The organism is Pseudarthrobacter cremeus (assembly GCF_051857465.1).
Classification (GTDB): domain Bacteria; phylum Actinomycetota; class Actinomycetes; order Actinomycetales; family Micrococcaceae; genus Arthrobacter.
Genome location: NZ_JBPZHC010000015.1, coordinates 1 through 26887, shown reverse-complemented (window position 1 = coordinate 26887; position 26887 = coordinate 1). Strand labels below are relative to the sequence as shown.

Genomic DNA, 26887 nt, shown 5'->3' with positions numbered 1-26887 from the left:
GTAGGGCTCAATCGTTGCCACGACGGGCCGCCTCGGCCGTTGCCTCGGCGGCTGCCAAGTTGGCGGCCATTTCCTGGATGCTTTTCAGCAGGTCCGCAGCGGTAGCAGTCTCTGCGCCAGGTGGACGCACCGGCCGCGAAATCTCCCAACTTTGTTGGTCGCGGTCGTGTCCGGTAAAACTTCTACCCCCGTCCGCCCACGACCAGACGTCAAGGAACATGGCATTACCAACAGCCGTCGCCGTCGGCTCCGGAGAGGGGTCCTCATGCGGCAACAAGAGACTATTCGGAGGCACGCCGAGAGCGACGGCAAGCGCCAGTAGATCGTCCACATCGACGCGGCGGTCCCCCTCTTCAATGCGCCGGACCGCCAACGGTGAGATGGGCCGACCCAGCTCAGCGAGCTTGCGTGAAAGCTCAACGTAGTTGAGCGAGCGGTACCCCCTGACGCGTTTCACGTTGTCGGCAACTGTGCGGCCTGTAGGCCCGAGTTCGATTTTTTGTCCTGCCATGACATTAGTGTCGCATACAAAAGATGAAGGTGCACCTCTATTAGTTGACACACGCTCACAAAGCACCTACTCTGATTACAGACCTACAAGAGATGAAGGTCAAGCTAATAAGAATGGAGGCACGACATGACAGAGGAACTTGTTCCCCCGGTTGCACTGGCTGAATATCTCGGCACCACTACGGGCGCCCTTGCTCAAATGCGATACCGGGGCATCGGCCCCAAGTTCATCAAGCTTGGAGCCAAGGCGGTTCGCTACAGCATGGCGGACGTAAACGCATGGCTGGCAGCAAACACCATGCAGTGCACCAGCGAGAGGGCGACAGCATGAGTGCCGTCTATACAGAGGCTGACCTGGCTGCGGCTTGGGAGAGCGGCTATTGGCACGGCACCAGCCATGAGGGACCGCTGAACGATGCCGCCGTAGCCGCGAAGAACCCGTATCGGGCTACGGGGATCACGCCCGCCAAGGCGTGCAAGGTGGCCCTGAAGACAGACAGAGACCGCGACGTTCCCTACCAAGAATCCGTCACGGCCTCAGAACCAACCAACCAGTAAGAAGGAGATTCACCATGAACACTACCAACTGCGCGACCGCAATGCGAGAGCCCAACACCGTGGAGCCGAGGCTGCTGGAGGTCTTCGGCTCCATCCCGAAGCCGCCGGCTGGATTCACCCCGGAATACTTCGTGAATGAGTTCGCTAAGGAGCCCGTGCCCGAGTACGTCGGTCACTCCGCCCCGGCCATTGAACGGCCCGGCTACAAGATCCTGAGCAGTTGGACGTCAGAGGTTGGCGTGCAGCTCTACATCGACCACGAGAACGACGAATCGTTCACCATGGCTGAAGTCCGCGACCTCATCGCGACTTTGCAGGAAGCCCTCGCCGCCGCTGAGGCTACGGAGGTCTAAATGGATGCACGGTTCCCGACCTACTACCTGAACGACAGGCGGGTGCTGAGGCTGCCGCCTGAACACTTCCGGCTGTTTGTCCTGGCTAATGCGTGGGCCGTTTCCAATATGACGGACGGCGCCATCTCACAAGAAGACCTCTACCTCATTCCATTTGCCGACGAGTCAGGGCCGGAGGTGCTTGTGCAGCAAGGCTTATGGGTGCGAGCGAATGACGGATGGATGATTGCGGACTTCCTCAAGATTCAGACATCGGCAGCGAAGTTCGAGGCAGCTTTGGAGAACCGCCGTGAAGCAGACCGTGCCCGCCAGCGTCGGAAGCGTGAAGGTGACAAGTCCATAGGTGACCAACCGTCACGTGACCGTCACGTGACGGTTGAAGGAGAGGAAGAGGCAGAGGAAGAGGCAGAGGAAAGGCTAAGTACTAAGCCCATTGCTTCCGAAAAAGCATCAGAGAAAATCGGCCCCGATTACCCGACCGATCCCAATGCAATTGGGTGGCGTCAGAAGATCGATGCACGGGGCATCAGGTCAGAGGCAGAACTCGTTGCGGTGGCCGGCGTGACGCCGAACCAGGCCAAGAGAATGTGGACCGCCGCTTTCCCTGAATCGAGGGCTGCGTGATGTTTTCCATTCCGTGCGAGACAGACGACTGCATCGGGCTCAGTGGAGACGGCCGCCCCACTTGCGATGACTGCCACGAGCATAACGGCTTCCCCGCCGGCTACACCCGTTCCATGGATGAGGCGTGGCTGAACTACACGCCCTGCGACAAGATCCGGGCGGATGCTGCATGAACCCCCCTACCACCGAGAGCGAGCCCAGCACGTGAGCATTCCACCATTCATCAAGGCCCGCTTCTGGGAATGGAAAGACCGCGACGGGACCAGTGTCCCCGGTGTCGGACTCTTTCGAGGCGTCGAACTAAAAGCCCACCTGACACCCGCCCAGGCCCGGACCCTCGCAGACAAACTGCACGACATGGCCGACCGAATCGAATCCAAGGAAGCATTGTGCAAATAGCCAACATCCAAGACAAGGACAGGGCCCGCGGACTCCGCGCCACTCTCGGCTTCATCCAAGGCGATTCGTTGGCCCTGGACGCCGTACTGACCGAGGCGGCAGAAGACCCCACACCGGGCGCTACAGCCGCTCTGGTCCTGGCAGTCACGGAACAGGCCGCGATGTACGCCAACGCGGCCCCAGACGCCGTGCAGCAGCTCCAATCCCTGATCCTTGACTACGTGCAGCAGGAGGCCAACCGTGGCTAAACAGAAACACGACATTGGACACAAGAAGCAGAAGACAAACGATGCAGCCCATGCAGCACTTAGGCAAGTACAGCACGAACGCGAAATGTCCAAGAAAAGTGCAGAAATGAAGGCAAAACGTACATACAAACCGCGCCCGATGAGTTAAACTGTTCATAGCAGGAACTGTTTTTAGACATTCGGTTTCTGTCCCCTTTCCGATTGGGAGGCGGGTCCGGTAGCTCCGGACCCGCTTCTCATGGAAATAGCATCACCCGGCCAGCACCTGCCAGCCGGTCGCAACTTAGGAACCCAGGAACGTCACGGCCTAGGACCCGCAAGGGCACGGCTTAGGAACAGACCGAGGGCATGGAAGCGATCAGCCCGCAAAGAGTGTCCGCCGAAGAGATACGGTGCCGCCCCATCTGACGGGGCCCGCACCGCACCCACCATTCACAGCCCCACTCAAGGGGCCACCCCTCTTTGGAGACACATCATGGCTACTTACGCCGAACTCATGACCGAAGCCAAATCACTTGTTGACGCTGGCAAAGCTGGCACTCTGACTCACTCCCAGGTGTCCCGCATGGACACCATCAAGGCCGACATTGAAGCTGCCAAGCAGCAGGATTCCATCGCACAGGGCGACGCGCTCATCGCACAGCTCAAGGCCGCGGGAAACCCCACCCCCGCCGGCGGGCAGTCCAGCACGGTCCTGAACCTGACCCAGGACGAAATGCAGGGCATGTACGAGGCCGCACAGCGCAAGCAGAGTTTCCGTGTGCAGGCCAAGTCCGGGCCCATCGCCTACAAGGTCGCTTCCGCCGCACTGACTCAGCCGCAGATGAACGGCCAGCTCGTCAGCCGTCCCCACGAGCCCGCCCGACTGCTCGCCTACATCCCGCAGAAGTCCATCGACGCCGGTTCCGTGGACTTCCTCACCCACAGCAGCAGCGCCGGCGGCGCGGCTACCGTGGCCCGTGGTGGCCTCAAGCCCGAGCTGCTGCTCGACTGGACCCCGACCACACTGACGGCCCGGAAGATCGCTGTACAGTCCGGTGTGCCGGATGAAGTCCTGGCCGACTTCGGCACGTTCCTTGCCTACCTGACCAGCGAACTCAGCCGCTCCGTGATCGACGTCGAAAACGCGCAGATCCTCAACGGCGACGGCGTAGGAGAGAACCTGCTCGGCCTGCTCAACACCTCAGGCATCCTGACCCGCGCCAAGGCCACAGACACCGCACTGGACGCCGTAGAGCAGTCCATTGCCGACCTCCGCACAGGTCCGTCCTACGTAGACCCGGACGTGCTGGTGTTCCACCCCACCACCTGGTCAACCATCCGCCGCAGCAAGGACGCGCAGGGCCGCTACCTGCTCGGCGCTGACCCCACCGCAGCAGAAGCCAACAGCCTCTGGGGCCTCCCGGTACTGGCAACCACCACCATGCCAGTCGGCACCGGACTCATCGGCAACATGGCGGAAGGCGTGCAGGCGTTCATCCGTCAGGGCATCACCACCGACATCGGTGTAAGCGCTGACGACTTCGTAAAGAACATCACCCGCATCCGCTGCGAGGAACGAATCGCACTCGGCGTCACACGCCCCTCCGCCCTGCTCAAGATCACCGGACTCTAAACCGCACAGGGGAGGGGCGGCTACGTCTGTCGATTAGGTCAACGCGAAAGTGATGGCCTTGGGAGGCCGCCTCTCCCCCCGCCCACCCCCTAGGGGGGTCGCGTGCGCGTGATTGTAGAAAGGATTGATCGGTATGGCAAGTGTTGAATTGGCAACAGCGTATATCTCCCTGATCCCCTCTATGCAGGGTGTTCAGGGGAAGATCGCTGAGGCACTGGCTCCCGCGGGGGCAGCCGCCGACGAGGCGGGCAAGTCTTCCGGTGGCATGTTCGCTGGTGGCTTCAGTGGGGCTCTTGGTGCCGCTGCTATGGGAGTAGCTGCCACGAGCGCGGCTGTCGCCGGCGCTGCGGTGGGTCTGTATAAGGTTGGCGCGGTCTTTGATGACGTGACTGACACGATCCGTGTTGGCACTGGCGCGTCGGGGGAAGCCTTGGACGGGCTCGTTGCTATCGCGGAAAGTGTTGGCGCGTCGGTCCCGACCAGTTTCGAGAAGGCCGGGCAGACCGTTACGGACCTGAATCAGCGTCTCGGCCTGTCCGGGTCCACGCTTAACACCGTTGCGCAGCAGTACATCCAGGCCGGCAATATCTTGGGTGAAACTGTTGACATCGACAGCACCACCGCCGCGTTCTCGGCTTTCGGTATTGAGGGCGCGAACGTTGAGGGCGCCATGGACTCGCTGTTCAGGGTATCTCAGGCTACCGGCGTCGGTATGAATGAATTGGCGTCACAGGTGCAGACGGCGGCGGCTCCGTTGCAGAACCTCGGATTCGGTTTTGAGGAAACGGCGGCTCTTGCCGGCACGCTGGACAAGGCGGGCCTGAACACCTCGCAGGTCATGTCTTCCATGAGTAAAGGCCTCGTTACCCTGGCGAAGGCTGGTGAGGAGCCTCAGGCCGCGTTCAAGCGCGTTACGGGCGAGCTGCAGGGGTTCGTTGCTGAGGGCAACACTGCCGGCGCGCTCGACTTGGCATCGAAAGTGTTTGGCACGAAGGGAGCGTCCCAGTTCGTTGGTGCGCTCCAGTCGGGCAAGATCAACCTCGACGACCTGACGGCTTCGGCTGGCCTGTCCTCTGACACAATCCTTGGGCTCGGTCAGGAAACGGCTGACGCTGCCGAGTCGTGGCAGCTCATCAAGAACAAGGCGCTGTTGGCTCTTGAGCCTCTGGGTACGGCCGTGTTCAACCTCGCAGGGCAGGGACTCGGGTTCCTGGCTGCGAACATGGACGGCGTAATCGGGAAGATCACCACATTCGCCGAGGGCACCGCGGGGCTGGTAACCATACTGGCAACCGGCGATTTCAAGGGGCGCCCGTTCGGGCTCGAAGAGGACTCGGCGTTCATCGGGTTCCTGTTCAACGTCCGCGACGCATTCCAGACCATCGGGCCGATGGTAGGCCAGGTGTTCGGGCAACTCGGTACCGTCATTGGGCCGCTGGTTCCGCAGTTCCTGGCCCTGTTCTCGGCACTCTCGCCCACGTCGCTGCTGTTCCAGGCGCTAGTTCCCGTGCTGCCTCAGATTGCGGCTGCTGTGGGCGGGTTGCTGGCGCAGATCGTCCCGCTTGTGGTGTCGCTGACTTCACAGCTAATGCCGGTCATTACCGAGCTTGTGACGGCCATCCTTCCGCCACTGACTGTGGTCTTCACGGAGATCATCGGGGCCATTGCTCCGCTTATCACCCAGATAAGCGGGATGCTGATTCCCTACATTCAGGCGCTCATTCCTGTAGTGGTCACGGCGTTTTCGATCATCGCCGATGTCATCACGGCGGCGATGCAGATTGTTCAGGGCGTCATTCAGGTGGTCACCGGCATCATTTCCGGCAACTGGGACCAGGTCTGGACGGGCATAGGTAACGTGTTCGCCGGGATCTGGAACACCATCGGCGCGGTCGTCAGCGGGGCAATCCAGTATGTGGCGGTTCTGCTGGGGGCCTACATGGCGAGCATTTCCGGCGTCATCGGCTCAGCTCTCGCCGGTATCGGCAGGTTCTTTGCGGACACATGGGACAACGTTGTGGATGGCGTCTCCGGGATGATCGGAAACGTAGTCGGTTTCTTCTCCGGCTTGATCGGGAAGATCACGGGCGCCATCGGTAACGCTGGCTCGGCACTGTTCAGTGTCGGCGTGAACATCATCCAGGGGCTTATTAACGGCATCGGTTCGATGATGGGCGCTATCGGTCGGGCTGTCCTGTCGATTGTTCCCGAGGCTATCCGTGGGCCCTTTGAAGACCTCTTGGGTATCCACTCCCCGTCGCGGGTGTTCATGGGCTACGGCGTAAACATCGGCCAGGGCCTCATTGACGGTATCGACGGGATGCACGGCAAGATCGCGTCCTCTGTCGAGGGCATGGTCACCACCGCGTCATTCACCGCAGGTTCCTACGCTCCGCTGGGTGCTGCACAAGCCGCGGCGGGGCCAGGCTCATCAGGTGGTGTGAACTTCTACGGTCCTGTGGGCTGGAATCCTCAGCAGGTTGCCCAGGAGATTGAAGTGCAGAAGCGAAGGGTGCAGACCATGGCCGGAATTGGTGGGGTGGTGTTCCAGTAATTTAGGCGCAAACGAAAGCAGCCCCGGATCTCTCAGGAGGTCCGGGGCCGCTTTTGCTTTGGGCGGGTGTAGGTCTTACCGTCCATGCCTCGCACTGGCTCAGGTGACACATATGTGTCAGGTGCGATGTCGCGGCGCTGACGGAAGATCAGGAGCGCCGGCGCCTACATGGTTAGGCGTACTTAGCCGCCAGAGCAGCCAGGGCAGTTCCCGCTGCGACTGCATGGGACGCGCTGAAACCGCCCTCCGAGTAGTCACCGTTCGGAGGGGTTATCTCGAATGCGATTCCCTTCTCGCGGGTGAATGTGGTTTCGATCAGCCACCCATCGCCCTCCTCGTATGGCCCCTGCCAGTAACCCGCAGAGACATCGGGAAACACGGGGTCCATCACCAGGACGAAGCCGTCAGGAACCGGGGATAGTGTGGTGGTGTTCATGGCAGCGGGCCTGTTTCTGTTGGAGTCTGTCGGACGCCGTGAGTCTAGCGGCAGCACATGACCAGAAAGGCCGCGTGACATTACTGCCGCCCACATTCTGCCCACATTCTGCCCACATCAGGCGTGATTTACGGTGATTCATGTACTGCAAAAACGGCGGAATCTAGCGGATTCCCTTACCAGCAGTAGCGCGGGAGAGGTTTCAAATCCCACCGTCACCGCCAAATAGCGAGGCCCCTGGCTTCCTTCACAGAAGGACGCCAGGGGCCATTGCTTTAACTGGACTGCGAGGGCCTCACGGAAAGCCAGTCGGTTAAAGCTTGTCTGTTCTGTCCTCACCCTTGTGGCCGGTTCCGCGCAGGTTTTCCTGCACCTTGCCGAAGAGGTCCTTGATGGTGGATTCAGTATTCGTGAGCATGTCCGGCTGCAGGTAAACCTGCTGGCTTCCGGGAATGCTGTAGCTCGCCTGCAGGCCGCCGCTTCCCTGCACCCCTTGGAGGGCGATGGTCACGCCGCCTTCTTTGCGCGCAATGGCTGCGATCTTCCCGAACACCAAAGTGAACTCGTCGGGCTCAAAGCTGACTGTTTGCCCGATGTGTGTGCGGTTGAGTTCGCTGGCCGGCGTTGCCTTCTCGTTGCCAGTCCCTGAGTAGTTCATCGTGTGCTCCCTGAGGTTGTTGGCGACTTACGCCAGCAGTCTAGCGGCGACCCCACTCCCGGTACATAGGCCCAGTACACAGGTCCTACTACGCACAGTAGAATTTGAGGGGCACCGCCCCAGCGGCAGCAAACAGCCACACCGACAGCGAGGGAGGACCCGTGCGGACGCACCACGGCCGGGCTCCCTTCCATTTCCTCCGCGCTGCTTCAGTGTCCACAGGCATCCTGACCCTCGCCGCGGGTGCGCACGTATTTGGCGGCGGAGACCTTCCAGCCGCGCCGATCCTGCTGGCTGTACTGGCGCTGACAGGGCTGACGGCAACCGCGGCCACCCGTCTGAAACTCAATATCCCCGCGATGGCTGCCCTGCTCGGGGCCGGCCAGTTTGCGCTCCATGAAGTCTTCACCGCCTTCAGCGCTCCTGCCCTGGCGAACGGGGCCGCGGCAGCCGGCACCCACCACCTTTCCGGGGCAGCCGCGCCTGTCCTCGAAACCGCAACACACCTTCACGGCCAGGGTTCCCCAACCGGCGTCATGATGCTCGTGGCGCACATCGTGGCCACGGCGGCGTGCGCGCTGCTCCTCGCCAAAGGCGAAGAGGCCCTGTGGGCCCTGGCCTCGTGGCTCAGACCCCGGGCCCGGCTTCCGAAGGCGGTAACGCCCGACGCCGGTCCGGCACCGGCGGTGCCCGGCCCACCGCCGGCTTTCCCGTTCCGTCCCTGGCGGAACCTCAGGCTCGACAGCCGGCGCGGCCCGCCATCCGCCGTCGTGCTTCCCTGACCTGCCCCCCGCCTGATCCAACGGCTGACGGGGCTCCTCCGCACTTCCGCACGCCCCTTTCCGGCGTGCGTCCGAAAGGCAGACCCATGAACACGACCTTGCTTCGCCGTACCCTCACCGCTGCAGCCGCGACCGGCAGCGCCGCCGTCCTGATCCTTACCGCCGCAACAGGCGCGTCCGCCCATGTTGGCGTCACCCCTGACAAGACAGGAGCGAACTCCTACGCCCTGCTGACGTTCGGCATCCCGCACGGCTGCGAGGAGTCAGGCACCACCAAAGTGACCATCACGCTGCCGCCCGAGCTCAACGATGCCCAGCCCACGGTGAACCCGAACTGGACGGTGGAAAAGGTGACCGAACAGCTCGCCGAGCCCAGGAAGCTGGCGGACGGGACGTCCATCACCAAGCGCACCAGCCAGATCGTCTACACGGCCAAAACGCCGCTGGACCACCAACTGCGCGATGCCCTGGTGCTCTCAGTCAAACTGCCTGACGCCGCCGGATCGACGCTTTATTTCCCCACCCTCCAGACGTGCGAGTCCGGCCAGACTGACTGGTCGGAAGTCGCCAAGGACGGCCAGGACCCGCACTCCCTGAAGGCTCCCGCTCCGTCCCTCACCGTCACTGCCGCTCCCGGTGCGGACGGGCACGGGGCTGCCATGGAAACGGCGGCGCACGGCACCGAACAGGCGGCAGCCGTGACTGATACCGGAGCCGATGCGCGCAGCTGGGCGGGCCTTGCTGCCGGACTCGGCGGCCTGGCATTGGGCGGGGCAGCATGGGTGCGCAGCGGATCCAGGCGCCCCGAGGCAACCGCCAAGTAGCGGCTGGCAATTAGCGAGCTGGAATTTGATGCCCGGATGATCACGATCCGGGCATCAAATCCGCCCGCTGTGCCGTGGCATCGTTGACTCCAGCCACACGGGCCGCAATGGTTATGCCATGAAGTCCCAGGGAATCTCACAGGTGTTTGTTCTTACGACGGCGGCCGCTGCGGCGGTGCTGATGCTCAGCGCCTGCGGACCGAGCCAGGCGCAGCCGCAAGGAACGACGTCCGGCAGCAGTTCCGCCAGTGCGTCTCCCTCGCCGGCGACCTCCAGCGCGTCCGCGAGCGCGTCGGCGTCGCCGTCGCCCTCCACCCCTGAAACCACTGCACCGGGCGCAACCGCGCTCTGCAAGGCGGCCACACTGTCAGCCGCCACGGACGCGTCCGGCGGCGGCGCGGCCGGCAGCGTGTACATGAAGCTGAACCTTACTAATACCGGCATGGCACCGTGCCTGCTGAGAGGTTTCCCGGGCGTATCGCTGACCGCCAATGCCGACGGCGAACCGATCGGTGCGCCAGCTGCGCGCGACGAGACAAACCCTGTGGTGGACGTCCTGCTCGCGCCGGGTCAGACCGGAACCGCGGTGCTCCGCTACACCCAGGCGGGCAACTACAGTGACTGCACCCTGGTGGCCGCGGCCGGCTACCGCGTCTACCCGCCGGAAGATACCGCGTCACTCTTCCTGCCTCAGCCCGTCAACGCCTGCAGCAACGCGAACATCGCGCTCCTGAGCGTGGGGGCTTTCCAGCCCGCGTAAGCTTCGGTGTTGGCCACCAGGCTCTGGGCGCCACCCCGGATAATAAGTACACTTATCTTCTATGACCTCCCTTTGGCTGGACCGCGGGCAATCATTCAGTTCTGACGCGTTTGAAGCCGGCCGCAGCTACGACACTGTGGTGGCCGGGGCCGGGCTGACAGGGCTGGTCACCGCGCTCCTCCTGGCCCAGCCGCGTCAACGGGTCCTTGTCCTCGAGGCCAGATATCCGGGCGCTGTCACCACCGGGAACACCACGGCCAAGGTCACCCTGCTGCAAGGAACCGTGCTCGCCGCACTGGCGAAGCAGTATTCGAAAAGGCAGGTCCACGCCTATGTGGAGGGAAACCGGGAGGGGCAGGCCTGGCTGCTCCGCTACCTCGACGAACGCCACGTGCCATATCAGCGCCGCGATGCGTTCACGTATGCTGCGTCCGCCCAGGGCACCGCCATCCTCCGCGATGAACAGGCGGCGGCAAACGCGGCCGGACTCGATGTGGAGTACCTCCGCGACACAGGCCTGCCGTTTCCCGTTCATGGTGCACTGCGGCTGGCTGACCAGGCGCAGATCAATCCCATGGATGTCCTGGACGCCCTCGTAGCCGATGTCCGCGAGCGTGGCGGCACCATTGTCAGCGGCGTCCGGCTGCGTGGCGTCTCCGGCAGCCGCCCGTTGACGGTCCAGACCGATCAAGGCGAGGTGACGGCCAACCGGGTTGTCCTGGCCACAGGCACGCCGGTCCTGGACCGCGGTCTCTACTTCGCCAAGCTGAGGCCGAACCGTTCGTACGCCGCAGCACTGGAACTTCCTGAGGGCCAGTCTCCTCCGCCCGGCATGTACATCTCCGTTGAACAGCCCACTCACTCCCTCCGCGACTACGAAAGGGACGGCCGCAGGCTCCTGCTTGTGGGCGGCCATGGCCATCCCGTGGGCCGGGCGACGTCGGAAAAAGCCCACCTTGCCGGTCTGCTGGACTGGGCCGCCCAGCATTACCCCGGGGCTGTACCAACCCACAGCTGGTCCGCCCAGGACTATCAGGCCACCAACCTGATGCCGTTCTTCGGCAAGCTGCCCAGGGGCAGGGGACACGTCTATTTCGGCACCGGCTACAACAAGTGGGGCATGACCAACGGGGTGGCGGCGGCCCTGGACATCGCCTCGGACATCCTGGGCGGGCACCTGCCTTGGGCGAACACCATCCACCACCGCGTCACCTCCCCCGCAGGGGCCATTTCCGCCGTCGCCCTTAACGCCGGGGTGGCTGCGAAGCTAGCCACTGGCTGGGGGCACATCGCGGCCGACGGCCGGACTAAAGACGGCCGGACTAAACCAGTCGGCGCTGCCGCGGCCCCGACTGCGGCGCCCACCGCACCACCGGCCACCACCGATCTGCCGGCCTCCGGAACGGCACCGGCCGACGGCGAGGGCCTGGTATATCGCGACGGTATACATCCGGTGGCGGTCTCCACCGTCGGCGGAACAACGTGCCGGCTGTCCGCCGTGTGCACCCACCTGGGCGGGATCGTGCACTGGAACGACAGCGAAAAGAGCTGGGACTGTCCGCTGCACGGTTCACGTTTTACCAACGAGGGAAAGCTCCTGGAGGGCCCGGCCACCAAGGACCTCCCCCGGGCCGGCGCCCCCGGGGCGACGAGCGCTGGAGCGGGCAGCACCGGGTCAGACACCGCTTGAGCGGCGGCACAGCAGGCCGAAACGGATCCACTCCCCGGGCACCTGACAGCTCCGGCAATACTGTCGGTGGGTTAGGGCATGATGGAGGCATGCAGGAGGATAAGGGCGCGAATTCGGGGACTGGGGCGGTACCGGCATCTGGCCGCGCCCCGGGTCCGGGGACGCCCATGGGCCGTTTCAGCCGGCCAACCCGGGAGTGGTTCCTGGGTGCCTTTTCTGAGCCCACGCCCGCACAGGACGGGGCCTGGGACGCCATCTCGCACGGTTCACATGCCCTGGTGGTGGCACCCACCGGCTCAGGTAAAACGCTTGCTGCTTTCCTCTGGGCCCTGGACCGGCTGCTGGTTGCCGTGCCCGCTGCGGATCCGGAGTTGCCGGGGATCGATGCCGCGCCGGCGGAGCTGACAGTCCACGGCCCGGCCAGGGGCGCCGTCAAAGGGGCCGCCAAAGGTAGGCGGCCGCGGCCCCCCAAGCGCAAAACCCGGGTCCTCTACATCTCCCCGCTAAAGGCCCTCGGCGTGGACGTGGAACGGAACCTGCGCGCGCCCCTGATCGGGATCACCCAGACCGCCAAGCGGCTGGGGCTTCCTGCGCCGCTGATCACGGTGGGGGTCAGGTCCGGAGACACCACGACGGCGGACCGCCGCTCGCTGCTCAGCAACCCGCCGGACATCCTCATCACCACCCCCGAATCGCTGTTCCTGATGCTCACCTCCCGCGCGCGGGAAACGCTGACAGAGGTGGACACCATCATCGTTGACGAGGTGCACGCCGTGGCAGGCACCAAGCGCGGCGCCCATCTGGCCGTCTCGCTGGAGCGGCTGGATGCCCTGCTGCCCAAGCCCGCCCAGCGGATCGGCCTCTCGGCCACCGTGGAACCCCGCGAACTGGTGGCGCAGTTCCTGGCCGGTTCCGCGCCCGTGGAGATCGTGGCGCCCCCGTCCCGCAAGAACTGGGATCTCACCGTGTCAGTGCCTGTGGAGGACATGTCGGACCTGCCGGCTGCCGCCGGCGCGTTCGACTCCGGTCCTGCGTCCGGGCTGCAGCCGCAGGCCTCCATTTGGCCCCATGTGGAGGAGAAGATCGTTGACCTGGTGCTGGCCAACCAGTCCACCATCGTCTTCGCCAACTCACGCAGGCTGGCCGAGCGGCTTACGGCCCGGCTCAACGAAATATATGCCGAGCGGCAACTGATCGCCGTCGGCGGCGGCTGGGATGATCCCGCGGTTGCCGGAGAACCGGGGTCTCCTCCCGGAGCCGCAACGTCGGGCGTCGCAACGTCGGGCGTCGCAACGTCGGGCGTCGCAACGTCCACAGCAACGCCTGCCCATATGATGGCGCAGGCCGGCAGTACAACAGGGGCTGACCCGCTACTTGCCCGCGCGCACCACGGCTCGGTTTCCAAGGACCAGCGCGCCCTCATCGAGGACGATCTGAAATCCGGGCGCCTGCGCTGCGTGGTGGCCACATCGTCACTGGAACTCGGGATCGACATGGGCGCAGTGGACCTGGTGGTTCAGGTCGAGTCCCCGCCTTCCGTGGCCAGCGGCCTCCAGCGGGTGGGCCGCGCTGGTCACCAGGTGGGTGAAATCTCGCAGGGAGTGCTGTTTCCCAAGCACCGGGCAGACCTCGTCCACACGGCCATCACGGTGGAGCGGATGCTGGAGGGGAAGATCGAGCGGCTTTTTGTCCCCGCCAATCCGTTGGACATCCTGGCGCAGCAGACCGTCGCGGCCGCCGCCCTGGGCAGCATTGACGTTGAGGAATGGTTCGCCACCGTCCGGCGGTCGGCGCCCTTCGCATCCCTCCCCCGTTCCGCCTTCGAGGCAACCCTTGATCTGTTGGCCGGCCGCTATCCTTCGGACGAATTCGCCGAGCTGCGGCCCCGCATCATCTGGGACCGGAACGCCGGCACCATCGAAGGCCGGCCAGGCGCCCAGCGGCTGGCCGTCACGTCCGGCGGCACCATCCCGGACCGCGGCCTGTTTGGCGTCTACATCATCGGCACCGAGGTGGAGGGTTCCGGTTCCCCGGGCGGGGACGGAAAACCCGCTCCGTCTCCGGCCAAGGGCGGCCGTCGGGTGGGCGAGCTCGACGAGGAGATGGTCTACGAGTCCCGCGTGGGCGACATCTTTGCCCTCGGCGCCACCAGCTGGAAGATCGAGGACATCACCCATGACCGCGTCCTGGTCTCCCCTGCCTTTGGCCAGCCGGGCAAACTGCCCTTCTGGAAAGGCGATTCGCTGGGCCGGCCGGTGGACCTGGGCCGCGCACTGGGCGCCTTCGTGCGCGAACTGGCAGCATCCGACGTCGGCCCTGCCACCGAGCGCTGCAAAGCCAGCGGGCTGGACGACTTCGCAGCAAACAACCTGATCCAGTACCTGACCGAGCAGAAGCTCGCCACCGATGTGGTGCCCAGTGACACCACGCTCATCGTGGAACGGTTCCACGATGAACTTGGCGACTGGCGGGTGATCCTGCACAGCCCGTTCGGGATGCCGGTGCACGCGCCGTGGGCCCTCGCTGTCGGGCAGCGCCTGCACCAGCGGTACGGCATGGACGGTTCCGCGATGGCCGCCGACGACGGCATTGTTCTTCGCGTCCCCATGATGGAGGACGAGCCGCCGGGTGCCGAGCTGTTCCTGTTTGATCCCGACGAGCTGGAGCAGATTGTCACCGCGGAAGTCGGCGGGAGCGCGCTCTTTGCTTCCCGCTTCAGGGAGTGCGCCGCCCGGGCCTTGTTGCTCCCCCGCCAGACCCCGGGCAAGCGGCAGCCGCTGTGGCAGCAGCGCCAGCGGTCCGCACAGCTGCTGGACGTTGCACGGAAATACCCCACGTTTCCAATCGTGCTGGAGACTGTGCGGGAATGCCTCCAGGACGTCTACGATCTTCCCGCCCTGAAGGACATCGCGGCCTCGGTGGAACGCCGCGAACTCAGGATCGTGCAGACCACCACACAGCAGCCTTCGCCGTTCGCAAAGTCCCTGCTGTTCGGGTACGTTGCCCAGTTCCTTTATGAAGGCGACTCACCCTTGGCCGAGCGCCGGGCCGCTGCCTTGGCCCTCGATTCCACGCTGCTCAATGAGCTGCTTGGCCGGGTTGAGCTCCGCGAGCTGCTGGATGCCAAAGTCATCGAGGCCACGGAGCTCGAACTCCAGCGTCTGGCACCGGACCGCCGGGCCCGCGGGATGGAAGGCGTCGCTGACCTCCTCCGGCTGCTGGGTCCGCTCGCACCGGAAGAGGTCGCGGCCCGGCTGGAACCGGCGGCAGTGGTGGAGGCTGCACAGGCGGTCGAGGCGTCCCACGCGGTTGAAGCGGCACCGGCGGTTGAGCCTGGCGGCGTCGATGAGCCTGACGAAATCCCCACGCTTGAGCGCGTCGAAACACCGCCTGCCGACACCGCCCTGGCCGCTTCGCACCTGATTGCACTTCAGCGGGCCAACCGGGCCATCAAGGTCAACATCGGCGGGGCCGAGCGCTACGCCGCCGTCGAGGATGCTGCCCGCCTGCGCGATGCCATCGGCGTTCCCCTGCCCATGGGCGTTCCGCTTGCCTTTATCGAGCCGGTGGCGGATCCTCTGGGCGACCTCGTCTCCCGGTATGCCCGGACCCACGGTCCCTTCACAGCCGGTGAGGCAGCGGCCCGCCTGGGCCTGGGCGTCGCCGTCGTTGGTACCGCGCTGAAACGGCTCGCCGCAGACGGCCGCGTGGTGGAAGGCGAGTTCAGGCCCCATGCCGCTGCGCCGCAAACTCAAGTCCTCGGACCTGCGTCCGCACCAGCAGGGGAGGCACCCCCGGACCTCCCGGATCACCGGCCGTCCACAACGAGCACAGTCACCAGCGAATGGTGCGACGCCGAAGTCCTCCGCAAGCTGCGCCGCCGTTCCCTGGCTGCGCTGCGCGCCGAGGTGGAGCCCGTGGACGCCGCCGCATATGGCCGTTTCCTCCCGGCCTGGCAGCACGTCCGCATTCCGGGCGGCGGCCGCGGGCAGCCCTCCCTGCGCGGGCTGGACGGGATTGTCACCGCGATCGACCAGCTGTCCGGCGTCCCGGTGCCGGCTTCGGCCTGGGAGCCGCTGGTCCTGGCCAGCCGGGTGTCCAACTACCAGCCCGCCATGCTCGATGAGCTGATGGCGGCCGGCGAAGTCCTCTGGTCCGGGGCCGGCGCACTGGCCGGCAACGACGGCTGGGTCAGCCTCCACCTGGCCGATTCCGCCGAGCTGACCCTGAACCCCGCCATCGAATACGAACCGGGGGATGCGCAGCAGCGCCTCCTCCACCACCTCCGCAACAACGGCGGCGGCTACTTCTTCCGCCAGCTCACGGACGTCGCCGGTGGCATGGACGCAGTACTCAGCGACCAGGACGTGGTGACCGCGCTCTGGGACCTGGCCTGGGCAGGCCGCATCACCGGCGATACGTTTGCCCCGGTCCGAGCCCTCATCGCCGGCGGCCACACCGCCCACCGCCAGGTGGCGCGCGCACCACGGGCGCGTGCACCCCGTTTGAGCCGGCTGGGACGCTCGCACGGCAGCGGCCTGCTGGGCGCCTCCGGGCTGGGCTCCGCGGGATATGGCGGCGGGAGGTACGGTTCCGCTTCCGGGGCCGCGGCCACTCCCCCGCTGGCTGCCGGCCGCTGGTCTGCCCTGCCGCTGCCTGAGCTGGATGCCACCATCCACGCACGTGCCACCGCTGAGCTGCTGCTTGACCGCTATGGAGTGGTGACGCGCGGATCGGTCATGGCGGAGCAGATCCTTGGCGGCTTCGGCCTGATGTACAAGGTGCTTGCCCGGCTGGAGGAGGCAGGCCGGTGCCGTCGCGGCTACTTCATCGAGCACCTCGGGGCCGCCCAGTTTGCGGTCCCGGCAACGGTGGACCGGCTCAGGTCGTATGCGGAGGACACCCAACTGGCGAAGTCCGAGCCGGTGGCGCTGGCCCTTGCTGCCACGGATCCTGCCAACCCGTATGGTGCGGCGCTTCCCTGGCCCGCGCTGAACGTGGAGGCCGGTACCGGCCACCGGCCCGGGCGGAAAGCCGGTGCACTGGTAGTGCTGGTGGACGGTGCCCTGGTCCTTTACGTGGAGCGCGGCGGAAAAACACTGCTGGTCTTCAGCGAGGACGAGGCTGTTTTGTCGGCCGCGGGCGCAGCTCTGGTGAGTGTGGTCACCCGCGGTGCCATCGACAAACTGATCATGGAAAAGGTCAACGGGCACGGCATCCTGGACACCCCGGTGGCCGCGGCACTGGCAGCAGCCGGCGCCTACTCCACACCGAAGGGACTGAGGATCCGTGCCTGAGGGAGATTCCGTCTGGCGGGCCGCAAACCAGCTGCATCAGGCCCTGGCGGGACAGCAGCTGACCGCGTCCGATTTCCGCGTCCCCCGGTTCGCCACCCTCAACCTCGCCGGCTGGACAGTTAACGAGGTGGTGCCGCGCGGCAAGCACCTGCTGATGCGCGTCCAGGGCCCGGACCGGCCGGGAAGGCAGGGCGGGGCGAACGGGCCGAGCGGGCCAGTTACGGAAGTCCAGAAACTCACCATCCACTCGCACCTGAAAATGGAAGGGGCATGGCAGGTCTATCCACCGGGCGGACGCTGGCGGAAGCCGGGATTCACGGCACGGTGCGTGCTGCGCACTGCGGTGGCGGATGCCGTCGGCTTTTCCTTGGGAATTATCGAAGTGGTCCGCACTGCAGATGAAGACAAGATTGTCGGCCACCTCGGGCCGGACCTGCTCGGTCCGGACTGGGATCCCGCCGAAGCCCGACGGCGGCTGCTTTCAGCGCCGGACGTCCCGGTAGGTGTGGCATTGCTGGACCAGCGAAACCTCGCCGGCATCGGCAACATCTACCGCTGCGAAACCTGTTTCCTGTCCGGAATCCATCCGGCGTCGCCCGTTTCCGCCGTCGCCGATCTCCAGACAATGATGACGGACGCGAAGCAGCTTCTGGAGGCAAACCTGGGTCCGGGCCGCCGCGTCACCATCCTCAATCCGCGCGGGATGCCGGTGGGACGGATGGCCGGGAGGCCCGGCTACTGGGTGTACCGCCGAGAACACCAGCCGTGCCTGAAATGCGGCACCCCCATCCGCCGCGGGCTGCTGGGGAAGCCGAACGGCGAGGAAGAGCGGGACATCTACTTCTGCCCGAAATGCCAGCCGGTTCTGCCGTCAGAAACCATGCAGCCCTGACAACCCGACAGCCCTGATTTGCTGCCCTGGTGGACAGTCAGCTTTGACCTATGCGCCACGGGTTACTGGCACCGACACCGCGGAATCGGGCACGTCGTCATCGGCATCCTTCGCCGGGAGTGCCGCAGGGACCATGAACCATGGGAGCAGCAACTGGACCAACGGTCCGATGGCGAGGGCGTAGACCACAGTGCCCACGCCCACAGAACCGCCAAGAAGCCAACCAACGCCCAGCACCACGACCTCGATCAACGTGCGGGATACCCGGACGGACCAGCCTGTCCGCCGCGCCAGCCCGGTCATGAGTCCGTCCCGGGCACCCGGACCGAACCGTGCGCCGATGTAGCATGCGGAAGCAATTCCATTGAGGATCACGGCACCGGCCAGCATCCCGGCCTGGCCGCCCAGATGCGAGAACGCCGGAATCAGAGCGAGGCCAATGTCGGCAAAGACGCCCACCAGAATGGCGTTGCAGAGCGTGCCGAACCCTGGCCATTGCCGGAGCGGAATCCAGAGCAACAGCACCAGGAAGCTGACAATAATGACCACCACGCCGATACTCAGACCGGTCCGCCCGGCCACGCCCTGGTGGAAGACGTCCCACGGGTCCAGGCCCAGCCCGGCGCGAATAAACATCGCCAGGGAAATGCCGTACATGGCGAGGCCGATAAAAAGCTGGAGGAGTCTGCGGGTCAACATACCGACAACTGTGGCAGAAAACTGGCATTGAAATACATAGCCAGTTTGAGATACTGGCATCATGTCCACGTCCCTCAGCCCGTCCGCATTGGCCCGCCTTTTGGGTCAGTGGAGCCTCGGCAACGCACCCGCCTACCGTGAGCTGGCCGACGTCGTACGCCTTCTGGTCCTGGACGGCCGGGTGGCCCTGGACACTGCCCTGCCCAGCGAGAGGGCCTTGTCCGAAGCCCTGGGCGTCAGCCGGACCACCGTAACAGCTGCCTACGGCCACCTCCGCGAACAAGGATTCCTCAGCAGCGGGCAGGGCAGCAGGGGCCGCACCCGGATTCCGCGCCTGACGCCGTGGGGCACCACGGTGCTTCCGCAGACAGGCTCCGCGGCCGGCAGCGGGCCGGCCTCGCCAGCGGCATCCTCACCAGCCGGCCTTACAACGTCCGGCATGACAGCGCCCGGCCAGACAGCTCCCAGTTTCGCAGCCCCGGGAATCGCGGCGCCGGAGGGGCTTATTGACCTCGCCTACGCATCGCTGCCCGCCAGCGGCGAGGTGGTGCATCGGGCGTTCGCGGCAGCCCTGACCGAGCTTCCCGCACTGTTGCCGGGATTCGGGTACGACGCCATCGGCCTGCTTCCGCTCCGCGAGGCGCTGGCAGCACGCTACACGGCGGCCGGCGTTCCCACGAGATCCGACCAGATCCTGGTGACTTCAGGAGCGCAACATGCCCTGAACATCATCATCCGTGCCCTGGCAGGCCGGCAAGACAAGGTGCTGGTGGAACACCCGAGCTACCCGAACGCACTGGACGCCGTCCGCGCGGCGGGCTGCCGCGCCATTCCTGTGGCTTTGACGCCATCCGCCGACGCCGGCACAACCAAGGCTGACGGCGGCAGTCCGGACGCCTGGGCGTGGGACATGACAGCCCTGAAGGCGGCCATGACGCACCAACGACCCAAGATGGCGTACATGGTGCCCGACTTCCACAACCCGACAGGCCAGCTGATGACTGACCTCCAGAGGCGTCAGCTGGTCCGGGCGGCAGCTGCCAGCGGAACCGTTCTGGTGGTGGACGAGACGCTCCGGGAGTTGAACCTCGACGGCGCCCAAACAACCCACGTGGCGGCGTTCAGCCCGGCTGTCGTGACCATCGGCTCGTTGAGCAAATCCCATTGGGCCGGGCTTCGAACGGGCTGGATCCGGGCTTCGAAATCCATGATCCAGAGGTTTGCTGCCGCCCGCACATCCTTGGACCTGGGCGGACCGGCCATGGAACAGCTGGCGGCGGCCCACCTGGTCCGGGCTCTCGACGAACCGCTTCCCGCACGGCTTGCCAACCTACGCGAGAGCCGGTCAGCCCTTTTGGAACTCCTGGCCGGCCATCTTCCCGGGTGGCATACGGCCCGCCCGGCCGGCGGATTGTCGGTCTGGTGCAGGCTCCCGGAACCAGTCAGCACGGCGCTGACGGTGATTGCCCCGGACTTCGGCATCCGGCTGGCGGCCGGACCGCGCTTCGGAATCGGCGGCGCCTTCGAACGCTACCTCAGGGTGCCCTTCACTCTTCCCCCGGAGCAGCTGGAAACTGCGGTCCGGGCGCTGCGGTCAGCCCAGGACAGGCTCGACGCCGCTCCACAGCTCCGCAGGACCCTCAAGAAGGCACCCGCAGTGGCCATCGCCTGACGACGCGCCCCGTCAGGAACCTGCACTTCCCGGAAGATCGTTTTCAGGCAACCGCGCCGTTCAAGGAAGCCGCACCGCCACCGGGACCCGCGTTCCGGCCTATCCGCTGCTTGGCGGTATTGGTTCCAGCACCAATGGGTTCGTGTGCCGTGGCCTTCGCCAGCCCAAACAGCGGCATGCCGTTATAGACCACTTCGATCCCGGCTGCTGGAACCTGGTAGGTCTCATGCCAGACTCCGACGTCCCCGGTGCCGGAAAGCTCTTTCATAAAGCGCCGCCACGGTGCCAAATGGGGGGACTGCCGGTCTGCGGCAAACTTCCGCAGATGCTCAGGGCTTTCCCAATAGCTGAGCAGCATGGTGGTCCGCCCGAACCATTGCTCATATCCCAGCATCCCCGACGCCGGATCGGCCGCCAGGTGCTGCAGCATCCGGGGCATGGCGGCCGCCACCTTGCCCACGCTTCCCACCTTCCACCAGCGGTTTGCCCGCATACCGATCAGGAAGACTGTCACGGATTCACGCTGCGGGTCAGCGGTGTACCGGCCGGGAAATACCTTCTGCGCCACGGCAACTCCTTCGGTTCGGAATTTCATTCTTCGTTTCATAACGGCGTTACGAAACAAGGTTATGAAACAATTGACCCCATGGCAAGACCCATCGTGCATACCGATTCCCTGCGGCAGGAGTTGCTGGCCGTCACCGCCGAACTGGTGGACCGCGACGGTCCGGCCCGGGTGACACTGCGGGACGTGGCAGCTGCTGCCGGGACCTCCACCTCTGCCGTGTACTCGCTGTTCGGCGGCAAATCCCAGCTCCTGACCGCCGTGGTTGACGACGGGTTCCGGTCGTTCCACGACTCACAGGCAGCCGCGGCGGCGGGCGGTCTGGAGGGACTCGGCGTGGCCTATCGGCTCTGGGCACTGGAGCATCAGGCGCTCTACAGATTAATGTTCGGCGGAGCGCTGGCAGCCTACGTGGACTGCCAACCCAGCCCTGAGGCCGCCGCTGACGCCATGGTGCCCCTGATCGACGCCGTCGCCGCAGCCCAGGAGGCAGGCAGGCTGCTGCCGGCACCTGCGGAGATGGTCGCCGTCGCAATCTGGGGACAGGTCCACGGACTGGTCAGCCTGGAACTGGCGAAAGTGGGGCCGCCGGACGCCGATTGGGCCGCCGTCTACAGTGCAGCCCTCGACGCCGTCGCCCGCGGCTGGGCAGCCTGACGCCGCCGCGGGCCGGTAAAGAACCCGGAGCCAGCGGCGCCTACCAGCAGATCGTTCCGAGTCGCCTAAATGATTGCGACGCGCAAAATATCTGACGCTTCGAAATTTCTGATGCGCCAGATATTTTGCGGGTCGCCAGGTAAATTGCGGCAGGCATGCCGCGGACCGCGAGCAGCTGCGCCTAGGCGTAAACCTTTTCCAGGAAACCACCCCAGGCCTCAGCGGCGGCATCAGAGTCGCCGCCTCCGCTGAAGTCGTGGACCGTCATGCCCACCGGGGCGCCGAAAGCGTTGCGGCCGAAGAAGCGGTACATGGCGTCAGCCGTCCGCAGCCCGAGGAAGTGTTCGTTGGAGAAGTCGACTTCGCCGGAAAGCCGCCCCACGCCGTCGACCTCCAGGTCCACCGCAGTACCCTGCGCCGCAGAATCCACGCCGAGGGCCTTCTTCAGCCGCTCGAACCCGTCGGCAGTCTGCGACGCGGCCGGGCCCTGGATATCCGTGAACACCACCGGCCGGCCATCGAAGTACTGCAGGTACTGGCCCAGGGTGTGAAGGTAAAACTCGGTGTGCCGGGTGGCGCCGTCGTACTGCTCGTCCCAGTTGTCCGTGAGGATCCCACTGTGGACGTAATGGAGCCGGGCCCGGCCGCCGTCGAGCGGTTCCAGGACGTGCTCAAGCTGGTTGAACCAGCCGTCGGGACCGTCCATCCGGGAGACGAGGTGGCTGGGATATTCCTCCACGGTCTTGACGTCGGGCCACTGGTCCGTGGGGAACATCCAGGCCGGCGTCCCGCTGGTGACTGCCTCCCAGACCCGTTCCGGAGTGCCCGGCAGTTCGGTGTCGTAAACGATCTCGAATTCACGCTTGTCAGTCATTGTCTTGCTCCTTCGCTGAATGGGGTTTGATGGGGGTCTTGAGAACGGGGTGAAGCGCGACGACGAGCCGGTGCTTCCGCCCGCCACCCGCCGGGGTGGCGTCGTGATATTTGTCCACCAGCCGGGTCACCGCCACGCTGAGCTCCTCGGCAAAGGCGGCCCGGTCCGCCGCGGTGCGGAAAGTGATCTCGCCGTCGATCGCGAACGTGGCAAGTTTCTGCCGGGCCGCAGCCGCCCCGGCGATCAGCTTGCCGACCTCCTGGACCATCCGCCCCGCGAGCGCCAGCAGCCAGAAGGCCGAAAAACGGTCCGAGAACCGGTGAGGATCCGGAGCCACCGACGCAAGCGCCACGGGCGAGATCAGGTAAGAGGCCGCCGTCGACTGGAGCACGCGCTCGGTCACGTTCCCCTTGCGCCGCTCCTCCACCAACTCCACCAGGCCATGCCGCTCAAGGGCCTTGAGGTGGTAGTTGACCTTCTGCCGGGGCAATCCCACCTTCGCTGCGAGCTGGGTCGCCGACCCGGGCTGGGCGAGCTCCCGGAGGATGCGCGTACGGATCGGGTCCAGCGAAGCCTCCGCCGCGGCCGGGTCCTCGATCACTTCGATGTCCAACATGCTTCAATTGTGCCAACCGACAACTTTTATTATCAAGAACTTTTTTTCCGTCGGTGGCCGCTTCGACGGTTCCCTGCCGGCTCGATGGTCCGCGGCGTCGAGTGCGCAGGGAACCGTCGAAACGGGCAGGAGCGGCCGCAAAGTAGAATGGACCGGTGATGCAATCCCCCCTCCCCGTGCGCGACGGCGTCAACGCCACCCGCCTGCGCCTCCCGGACGAGGGGCCGTGGACCACCGCAATGGACTACATGATGCACCGCTGGGGCCACATCGACCCCCAAGGCATCGAGGACAGGTTCGACGCCGGCGAGATCGTCGGTGAAGGCGGCGCGCCGTTGGACCGGGCCACCAGGCTCGAGGACCACACCTTCATCTGGTACTACCGCACCCTCCCGCCGGAGATCCGGATTCCCGTCGAGCTGGACATCCTGCACCAGGACGAGCACCTGCTGGTGGTGGACAAGCCGCACTTCCTGCCCACCACACCCGGCGGCACGTACATCCAGGAATCTGCCCTGGTGCGGCTGCGGAACCAACTGAATCTCCCCGACCTCATCCCCATGCACCGCCTGGACCGGATGACCGCGGGCGTGCTGCTGCTGTCCACGAACCCCGAAACCCGCGGCAAGTACCAGGTGCTGTTCGAGAAGCGCCAGGTCCAGAAGGAATACGAGTGTGTCTCCGCCGCGGAGCCAGCGCCCGAATTTCCCGCCGTCGACTTCCCCGTGGTGGTGCGCAACCGCATGACCAAGTCCCGCAGCTACCTGCTGGCAGAAGTCATCGAGGGCGAACCCAACGCGGAGACCCGGATCGAACGGCTGGAAACGTTCGACGGCGGCGCTTCCGCGGATTCCGCGCGTACACACCCGGCCCGCCTGGCGCGGTACCGCCTCGAGCCGCATTCGGGAAAGACGCACCAACTCAGGGTGCACATGGCCTCGCTGGGCCTGGGCATCGTGAACGACGCGTTCTACCCCGAGCTTCTGGACAAAGCCCCGGACGACTACACCAGGCCCCTCCAGCTCCTGGCCCGCGGCATCCGCTTCGTCGACCCCATCAGCAACCAGCCCGTGGAATACCGCAGCCGGCGCGTGCTCAGCGAGGCTGCCCAAACACGGCGCTGAAGGCTTCTTCCATGTCCGGGCTGAACAGCACAAACTCCACCAACTCCACCGTGCTGGAGGGATGCGAGGCACCAAACCCGGTGACGGCGTCGTACGCGGCCTCCGCAACCTGACGCCCGTTCCACCCGTAGACTCCGCCGCCTATTGCCGGAAAAGCGAGGGAACCCGCAACCAGCGAATCCGCCAGCCGCAGGCTTTCGCTGAAGCAGGACACCAGCAGAGCCGGGTTCGTCTGCCCGGCACGCCTGTTGGGCCCGACCGTGTGGATGACCCAACGCGCGAGGAGCCGGAAACCGGGGGTGGCGACGGCGGCCCCCGGCGCCAGCCCGTGACGCAGTTCGCTGTCGCGGAGTCCGCGGCAGGCAGCCAAAAGTTCAGGTCCGGCAGCCCGGTGAATGGCCCCGTCGACCCCGCCGCCACCGAGCAAAGTGGAGTTGGCCGCATTCACGATCGCATCCACTCTGCGGGTGGTGATGTCGCCCTGCAGGATAGTAATCCGCATGCGGCCAGTTTCCCACTGACGGGGAGCGGCTCAAAGGCCCGGCATCCGCTCCGCCGGTTATCGCCCCCGCACCTCACACCGCGTGGATGAAGGTAGAACTGATGGCTTGACTTGATGCGTCCAAGTGCCACGATTGTTATCAGCCCTCCGCAATAGAGCGAGGAAGCATCATGGACACACTGAGCGAGATGCCCGGCGACCGGACGGCCGCCAGGTTCGCGTACACCGCTGCCGGCGTCGGCGTGGCCGGTGTGGCAACGCTCGGTGCGATGTATGCCATCGAAGTGCCAAAGAAGGGACCCTACATTTTTGGCACCATCAATGACGTCACGGGCGGCATCTTCAACCTGCTGGTCATTCCTGTGGTGGTCCAGGTCCACCGCCGCCTTCGCCGCACCCCCGGCTCCGAAGCGGCCATCTGGCTCGTGACCGCAGCCAGCGCCGTGGGATCCGCCAGTTCGTTCCTCCTGGTCCTTAAGAAGCTGAATTTCACTGTGTCCACCGGAATTAGCGTCGGGGCAATGACTGTCCAGGCAGGCTGGTTCCTCCTGGCCAACCGCTCACTGCTGAAATCAGGGGACTATCCCCGTGACCTGGCGAAGCTTGGACAGGCTATCGGCGGTGCCTTGGTGGCGGCTTTGCCGGTTGCCGCGCTGGCCACCGTCGAGAAGGCGCCCGCGTGGATCCGCTGGGGCCTCGGCGGGTCAGGCATAGCGGTGGGGGCCGCTGCCTGGGTTGCGTGGCCGTACTGGTATCTGTTGGCCGGCCGGCACCTCAGCCACCGCAGGTAGATGCCGCTCGCCTGTGACGGTGGTGCCATCGGAAAGTGCGGTACTTTGTGGCCATGGACTTTGGCAACGCCGACAGCTGGGGGGCGGCGATCTACTTTTGGATCATCCCCATAGTCCTTGGCGATGCCATCTTCCCGCCCATCCCCTCGGAAATGGTGGTGATCACCGGCGGGGCACTCTCGGCTGACGGCCGCGCCAACGTTTTCCTGGTCGGGGCGTTGTCAGCGCTCGCTTCCTGGATGGGCGACATCGTGGTGTTCCAACTGTTCAAGCGCCGGCTCAGCCACGTCCTGGACCGTTGGCGGTGGGGCCACAGGATTCACGTGGGGATGCATGAGGCCATCGCCAAGGCCGGCCGCTCCTCCACCTACGGAACAATCATCGGGGCCCGCTTCATCCCGGGCGGGCGGCTGGCAACCTCCGCCGCCGCGGGCATAGCGGACGTATCGGTGCGGGGCTTCAGCCTGTGCGCGGGCCTGGGTGCCGTGCTCTGGGCGAGCTGGCTGGTAGGCCTGGGCTACTTCACGGGATCGGCCACGAAGCTGCCGTTCTGGGCAAGTTCGCTGATCGGCGTGGCGCTTGGCCTGGTGATCGGCGTCGTTGTCGGCATCATTGTCACCCGTCGGCGCGGCACCCGCTCACCGGTGGACGAGCCGGCCCCCGAAGACTAAGCCGCCTGCTACACCGGAGCCCAGCGGCCGCGGTTGCGGCGGAGAACCGTCAGGGAGCCGGTCAGCGCAACGCGTTCGACGGCGTCGCGCATCATCGCTGCCGACTCGCGCGCCTGCAGGTTCTCACCGCTGTATTCGGTGGGCTCCACGAGGAACCGCAGGTTCAGCTGCGGGACGCCGCCGGCAAGCTCCAGCTGGTTGGACTCCACATGATGGCGGGTTTGCAGCGCCTCAACGGCCGCGGCCATCACCGCTTCGGGCGGATTGCCAGGCTTCAGGCCGGTGATTTTCAGGCGGGTCTGGAACGAAGGCATGCCGCCAACACTATCCCGGCAGGTTTCCCGCCCCCAACATTCCAAACGCCCTCCCACTTGCTGCAGGAAAAGCACAAATGCTCTCTCACTTTTGAACTGGTCCCCGATAGTTGGACTGGCTAATGGGATTCTAGGCTGCGAGGGTCTGGGCCCGGTATTGCACCGGACTCAGGCCCTTGAGCTTTGTGGAGATTCTTTCGTT

The 26887-nt window shown here is 65.4% G+C and carries 31 protein-coding genes; 20 read left to right on the top strand and 11 right to left on the bottom strand.

What is annotated here, in order from left to right:
• Positions 1-7: 7 nt before the first annotated feature.
• Positions 8-511, bottom strand: a complete 504-nt coding sequence (locus tag ACS5PJ_RS20365) for a helix-turn-helix domain-containing protein (protein ID WP_439436681.1) — start codon at positions 509-511, stop codon at positions 8-10.
• Between the two features lie 126 nt (positions 512-637).
• Between ACS5PJ_RS20365 and ACS5PJ_RS20360 the strand changes: the two genes are divergently transcribed.
• The 9 genes from ACS5PJ_RS20360 to ACS5PJ_RS20320 all read left to right on the top strand — a co-directional run bounded on the left by ACS5PJ_RS20360 (position 638) and on the right by ACS5PJ_RS20320 (position 6861).
• On the top strand, positions 638-841 hold the full coding sequence (locus ACS5PJ_RS20360) for a helix-turn-helix transcriptional regulator (RefSeq protein WP_439436680.1): 204 nt from the start codon (positions 638-640) through the stop codon (positions 839-841).
• Positions 838-1068, top strand: coding sequence for a hypothetical protein (locus ACS5PJ_RS20355; protein WP_439436679.1), 231 nt, complete (start codon positions 838-840; stop codon positions 1066-1068). The genes ACS5PJ_RS20360 and ACS5PJ_RS20355 overlap by 4 nt, the downstream gene beginning before the upstream one ends.
• Positions 1069-1082: 14 nt before the next feature.
• A complete protein-coding gene (locus tag ACS5PJ_RS20350; RefSeq protein ID WP_439436678.1) occupies positions 1083-1421 on the top strand; it encodes a hypothetical protein in 339 nt (112 codons plus the stop codon).
• Positions 1422-2045, top strand: coding sequence for a hypothetical protein (locus ACS5PJ_RS20345; protein WP_439436677.1), 624 nt, complete (start codon positions 1422-1424; stop codon positions 2043-2045).
• The gene (locus tag ACS5PJ_RS20340; protein WP_439436676.1) at positions 2045-2218 is read left to right on the top strand and encodes a hypothetical protein; all 174 of its coding nucleotides are present in this window, start codon (positions 2045-2047) and stop codon (positions 2216-2218) included. Before ACS5PJ_RS20345 ends, ACS5PJ_RS20340 begins: the two co-directional genes overlap by 1 nt.
• 31 nt (positions 2219-2249) lie before the next feature.
• Positions 2250-2444 carry a hypothetical protein gene (locus ACS5PJ_RS20335; RefSeq protein WP_439436675.1) on the top strand — a complete coding sequence of 65 codons (195 nt, stop codon included), beginning with the start codon at positions 2250-2252 and terminating at the stop codon, positions 2442-2444.
• The gene (locus ACS5PJ_RS20330) at positions 2435-2692 is read left to right on the top strand and encodes a hypothetical protein (RefSeq protein ID WP_439436674.1); all 258 of its coding nucleotides are present in this window, start codon (positions 2435-2437) and stop codon (positions 2690-2692) included. Before ACS5PJ_RS20335 ends, ACS5PJ_RS20330 begins: the two co-directional genes overlap by 10 nt.
• 475 nt (positions 2693-3167) lie before the next feature.
• Positions 3168-4307, top strand: coding sequence for a phage major capsid protein (locus tag ACS5PJ_RS20325; RefSeq protein ID WP_439436673.1), 1140 nt, complete (start codon positions 3168-3170; stop codon positions 4305-4307).
• Positions 4308-4440: 133 nt separating this feature from the next.
• Positions 4441-6861 carry a phage tail tape measure protein gene (locus ACS5PJ_RS20320; RefSeq protein ID WP_439436672.1) on the top strand — a complete coding sequence of 807 codons (2421 nt, stop codon included), beginning with the start codon at positions 4441-4443 and terminating at the stop codon, positions 6859-6861.
• Positions 6862-7033: 172 nt separating this feature from the next.
• On the opposite strand, the gene ACS5PJ_RS20315 is transcribed toward ACS5PJ_RS20320, so the two are convergent.
• The gene (locus tag ACS5PJ_RS20315) at positions 7034-7297 is read right to left on the bottom strand and encodes a hypothetical protein (RefSeq protein ID WP_439436671.1); all 264 of its coding nucleotides are present in this window, start codon (positions 7295-7297) and stop codon (positions 7034-7036) included.
• Between the two features lie 313 nt (positions 7298-7610).
• Positions 7611-7955 (bottom strand): hypothetical protein, encoded by a 345-nt coding sequence (locus ACS5PJ_RS20310; protein ID WP_131685273.1) that lies wholly within the window; start codon positions 7953-7955, stop codon positions 7611-7613.
• Between the two features lie 161 nt (positions 7956-8116).
• Here ACS5PJ_RS20310 and ACS5PJ_RS20305 point away from each other — a divergent pair, with 161 nt between their 5' ends.
• Positions 8117-8737, top strand: a complete 621-nt coding sequence (locus ACS5PJ_RS20305) for a hypothetical protein (protein WP_439436670.1) — start codon at positions 8117-8119, stop codon at positions 8735-8737.
• An 86-nt stretch (positions 8738-8823) separates the two neighbouring features.
• Positions 8824-9561 carry a YcnI family copper-binding membrane protein gene (locus tag ACS5PJ_RS20300; RefSeq protein WP_439436669.1) on the top strand — a complete coding sequence of 246 codons (738 nt, stop codon included), beginning with the start codon at positions 8824-8826 and terminating at the stop codon, positions 9559-9561.
• Between the two features lie 111 nt (positions 9562-9672).
• Here ACS5PJ_RS20300 and ACS5PJ_RS20295 read toward each other — a convergent pair whose 3' ends face one another.
• Positions 9673-10005 (bottom strand): hypothetical protein, encoded by a 333-nt coding sequence (locus ACS5PJ_RS20295; protein ID WP_439436712.1) that lies wholly within the window; start codon positions 10003-10005, stop codon positions 9673-9675.
• Here ACS5PJ_RS20295 and ACS5PJ_RS20290 point away from each other — a divergent pair.
• The 4 genes from ACS5PJ_RS20290 (at position 9971) to ACS5PJ_RS20275 (ending at position 18200) form a co-directional block, all read left to right on the top strand.
• Complete coding sequence (locus ACS5PJ_RS20290) at positions 9971-10321, top strand: DUF4232 domain-containing protein (RefSeq protein ID WP_439436668.1); 351 nt, start codon at positions 9971-9973, stop codon at positions 10319-10321. The two genes, ACS5PJ_RS20295 and ACS5PJ_RS20290, sit on opposite strands and share 35 nt — an antisense overlap.
• A 61-nt stretch (positions 10322-10382) precedes the next feature.
• Positions 10383-12011, top strand: a complete 1629-nt coding sequence (locus ACS5PJ_RS20285) for an FAD-dependent oxidoreductase (RefSeq protein WP_439436667.1) — start codon at positions 10383-10385, stop codon at positions 12009-12011.
• Between the two features lie 167 nt (positions 12012-12178).
• Entirely contained in the window at positions 12179-17308 is a 5130-nt protein-coding gene (locus ACS5PJ_RS20280) for an Lhr family helicase (RefSeq protein WP_439436666.1), read from the top strand.
• Complete coding sequence (locus ACS5PJ_RS20275) at positions 17301-18200, top strand: Fpg/Nei family DNA glycosylase (RefSeq protein WP_439436665.1); 900 nt, start codon at positions 17301-17303, stop codon at positions 18198-18200. The genes ACS5PJ_RS20280 and ACS5PJ_RS20275 overlap by 8 nt, the downstream gene beginning before the upstream one ends.
• A gap of 48 nt (positions 18201-18248) precedes the next feature.
• Here the strand turns inward: ACS5PJ_RS20275 and yczE are convergent, their stop codons facing one another.
• Positions 18249-18899 (bottom strand): membrane protein YczE, encoded by a 651-nt coding sequence (gene yczE / locus ACS5PJ_RS20270; RefSeq protein ID WP_439436664.1) that lies wholly within the window; start codon positions 18897-18899, stop codon positions 18249-18251.
• Between the two features lie 61 nt (positions 18900-18960).
• On the opposite strand from yczE, the gene yczR reads away from it, so the two are divergent.
• A complete protein-coding gene (gene yczR, locus ACS5PJ_RS20265; protein WP_439436663.1) occupies positions 18961-20571 on the top strand; it encodes a MocR-like transcription factor YczR in 1611 nt (536 codons plus the stop codon).
• 43 nt (positions 20572-20614) lie between these two features.
• Here yczR and ACS5PJ_RS20260 read toward each other — a convergent pair whose 3' ends face one another.
• Positions 20615-21139: a DUF4188 domain-containing protein gene (locus tag ACS5PJ_RS20260; RefSeq protein WP_439436662.1), complete on the bottom strand. Its 525-nt coding sequence runs from the start codon at positions 21137-21139 to the stop codon at positions 20615-20617.
• Positions 21140-21217: 78 nt separating this feature from the next.
• Here ACS5PJ_RS20260 and ACS5PJ_RS20255 point away from each other — a divergent pair, with 78 nt between their 5' ends.
• Positions 21218-21793, top strand: coding sequence for a TetR/AcrR family transcriptional regulator (locus ACS5PJ_RS20255; protein WP_439436661.1), 576 nt, complete (start codon positions 21218-21220; stop codon positions 21791-21793).
• A 181-nt stretch (positions 21794-21974) separates the two neighbouring features.
• Here ACS5PJ_RS20255 and ACS5PJ_RS20250 read toward each other — a convergent pair whose 3' ends face one another.
• Both ACS5PJ_RS20250 and ACS5PJ_RS20245 read right to left on the bottom strand, forming a co-directional pair.
• Complete coding sequence (locus ACS5PJ_RS20250) at positions 21975-22667, bottom strand: SRPBCC family protein (protein WP_439436660.1); 693 nt, start codon at positions 22665-22667, stop codon at positions 21975-21977.
• Positions 22660-23283, bottom strand: coding sequence for a helix-turn-helix domain-containing protein (locus ACS5PJ_RS20245; RefSeq protein WP_439436659.1), 624 nt, complete (start codon positions 23281-23283; stop codon positions 22660-22662). The genes ACS5PJ_RS20250 and ACS5PJ_RS20245 overlap by 8 nt, the downstream gene beginning before the upstream one ends.
• 158 nt (positions 23284-23441) lie before the next feature.
• Here ACS5PJ_RS20245 and ACS5PJ_RS20240 point away from each other — a divergent pair, with 158 nt between their 5' ends.
• Positions 23442-24407, top strand: a complete 966-nt coding sequence (locus tag ACS5PJ_RS20240; protein WP_439436658.1) for an RluA family pseudouridine synthase — start codon at positions 23442-23444, stop codon at positions 24405-24407.
• Here the strand turns inward: ACS5PJ_RS20240 and ACS5PJ_RS20235 are convergent.
• Entirely contained in the window at positions 24379-24909 is a 531-nt protein-coding gene (locus ACS5PJ_RS20235; protein ID WP_439436657.1) for an O-acetyl-ADP-ribose deacetylase, read from the bottom strand. The two genes, ACS5PJ_RS20240 and ACS5PJ_RS20235, sit on opposite strands and share 29 nt — an antisense overlap.
• Positions 24910-25079: 170 nt before the next feature.
• Here ACS5PJ_RS20235 and ACS5PJ_RS20230 point away from each other — a divergent pair, with 170 nt between their 5' ends.
• Positions 25080-25700 (top strand): hypothetical protein, encoded by a 621-nt coding sequence (locus ACS5PJ_RS20230; RefSeq protein ID WP_439436656.1) that lies wholly within the window; start codon positions 25080-25082, stop codon positions 25698-25700.
• 53 nt (positions 25701-25753) lie between these two features.
• Positions 25754-26371: a DedA family protein gene (locus tag ACS5PJ_RS20225; RefSeq protein WP_439436655.1), complete on the top strand. Its 618-nt coding sequence runs from the start codon at positions 25754-25756 to the stop codon at positions 26369-26371.
• 8 nt (positions 26372-26379) lie between these two features.
• Here the strand turns inward: ACS5PJ_RS20225 and ACS5PJ_RS20220 are convergent, their stop codons facing one another.
• Positions 26380-26685 carry a hypothetical protein gene (locus tag ACS5PJ_RS20220; RefSeq protein ID WP_439436654.1) on the bottom strand — a complete coding sequence of 102 codons (306 nt, stop codon included), beginning with the start codon at positions 26683-26685 and terminating at the stop codon, positions 26380-26382.
• Between the two features lie 130 nt (positions 26686-26815).
• Positions 26816-26887: IS3 family transposase (locus ACS5PJ_RS20215; RefSeq protein ID WP_439436708.1), on the bottom strand; the 72-nt coding region annotated here is incomplete at its 5' end.

Excerpts from the sequence above, each read along its gene's own strand:
- ACS5PJ_RS20360 (WP_439436680.1), top strand. The coding sequence starts at position 638 with ATGACAGAGGAACTTGTTCCCCCGGTTGCACTGGCTGAATATCTCGGC.
- ACS5PJ_RS20240 (WP_439436658.1), top strand. The coding sequence starts at position 23,442 with ATGCAATCCCCCCTCCCCGTGCGCGACGGCGTCAACGCCACCCGCCTG.
- ACS5PJ_RS20365 (WP_439436681.1), bottom strand. The coding sequence starts at position 511 with ATGGCAGGACAAAAAATCGAACTCGGGCCTACAGGCCGCACAGTTGCC.
- ACS5PJ_RS20295 (WP_439436712.1), bottom strand. The coding sequence starts at position 10,005 with ATGCCGGTATTAGTAAGGTTCAGCTTCATGTACACGCTGCCGGCCGCG.
- ACS5PJ_RS20320 (WP_439436672.1), top strand. The coding sequence starts at position 4,441 with ATGGCAAGTGTTGAATTGGCAACAGCGTATATCTCCCTGATCCCCTCT.
- ACS5PJ_RS20325 (WP_439436673.1), top strand. The coding sequence starts at position 3,168 with ATGGCTACTTACGCCGAACTCATGACCGAAGCCAAATCACTTGTTGAC.
- yczR (WP_439436663.1), top strand. The coding sequence starts at position 18,961 with ATGTCCACGTCCCTCAGCCCGTCCGCATTGGCCCGCCTTTTGGGTCAG.
- ACS5PJ_RS20245 (WP_439436659.1), bottom strand. The coding sequence starts at position 23,283 with ATGTTGGACATCGAAGTGATCGAGGACCCGGCCGCGGCGGAGGCTTCG.
- ACS5PJ_RS20310 (WP_131685273.1), bottom strand. The coding sequence starts at position 7,955 with ATGAACTACTCAGGGACTGGCAACGAGAAGGCAACGCCGGCCAGCGAA.
- ACS5PJ_RS20300 (WP_439436669.1), top strand. The coding sequence starts at position 8,824 with ATGAACACGACCTTGCTTCGCCGTACCCTCACCGCTGCAGCCGCGACC.
- ACS5PJ_RS20235 (WP_439436657.1), bottom strand. The coding sequence starts at position 24,909 with ATGCGGATTACTATCCTGCAGGGCGACATCACCACCCGCAGAGTGGAT.
- ACS5PJ_RS20340 (WP_439436676.1), top strand. The coding sequence starts at position 2,045 with ATGTTTTCCATTCCGTGCGAGACAGACGACTGCATCGGGCTCAGTGGA.
- ACS5PJ_RS20220 (WP_439436654.1), bottom strand. The coding sequence starts at position 26,685 with ATGCCTTCGTTCCAGACCCGCCTGAAAATCACCGGCCTGAAGCCTGGC.
- ACS5PJ_RS20345 (WP_439436677.1), top strand. The coding sequence starts at position 1,422 with ATGGATGCACGGTTCCCGACCTACTACCTGAACGACAGGCGGGTGCTG.
- yczE (WP_439436664.1), bottom strand. The coding sequence starts at position 18,899 with ATGTTGACCCGCAGACTCCTCCAGCTTTTTATCGGCCTCGCCATGTAC.
- ACS5PJ_RS20230 (WP_439436656.1), top strand. The coding sequence starts at position 25,080 with ATGGACACACTGAGCGAGATGCCCGGCGACCGGACGGCCGCCAGGTTC.
- ACS5PJ_RS20280 (WP_439436666.1), top strand. The coding sequence starts at position 12,179 with ATGGGCCGTTTCAGCCGGCCAACCCGGGAGTGGTTCCTGGGTGCCTTT.
- ACS5PJ_RS20355 (WP_439436679.1), top strand. The coding sequence starts at position 838 with ATGAGTGCCGTCTATACAGAGGCTGACCTGGCTGCGGCTTGGGAGAGC.
- ACS5PJ_RS20225 (WP_439436655.1), top strand. The coding sequence starts at position 25,754 with ATGGACTTTGGCAACGCCGACAGCTGGGGGGCGGCGATCTACTTTTGG.
- ACS5PJ_RS20285 (WP_439436667.1), top strand. The coding sequence starts at position 10,383 with ATGACCTCCCTTTGGCTGGACCGCGGGCAATCATTCAGTTCTGACGCG.
- ACS5PJ_RS20350 (WP_439436678.1), top strand. The coding sequence starts at position 1,083 with ATGAACACTACCAACTGCGCGACCGCAATGCGAGAGCCCAACACCGTG.
- ACS5PJ_RS20255 (WP_439436661.1), top strand. The coding sequence starts at position 21,218 with ATGGCAAGACCCATCGTGCATACCGATTCCCTGCGGCAGGAGTTGCTG.
- ACS5PJ_RS20315 (WP_439436671.1), bottom strand. The coding sequence starts at position 7,297 with ATGAACACCACCACACTATCCCCGGTTCCTGACGGCTTCGTCCTGGTG.
- ACS5PJ_RS20250 (WP_439436660.1), bottom strand. The coding sequence starts at position 22,667 with ATGACTGACAAGCGTGAATTCGAGATCGTTTACGACACCGAACTGCCG.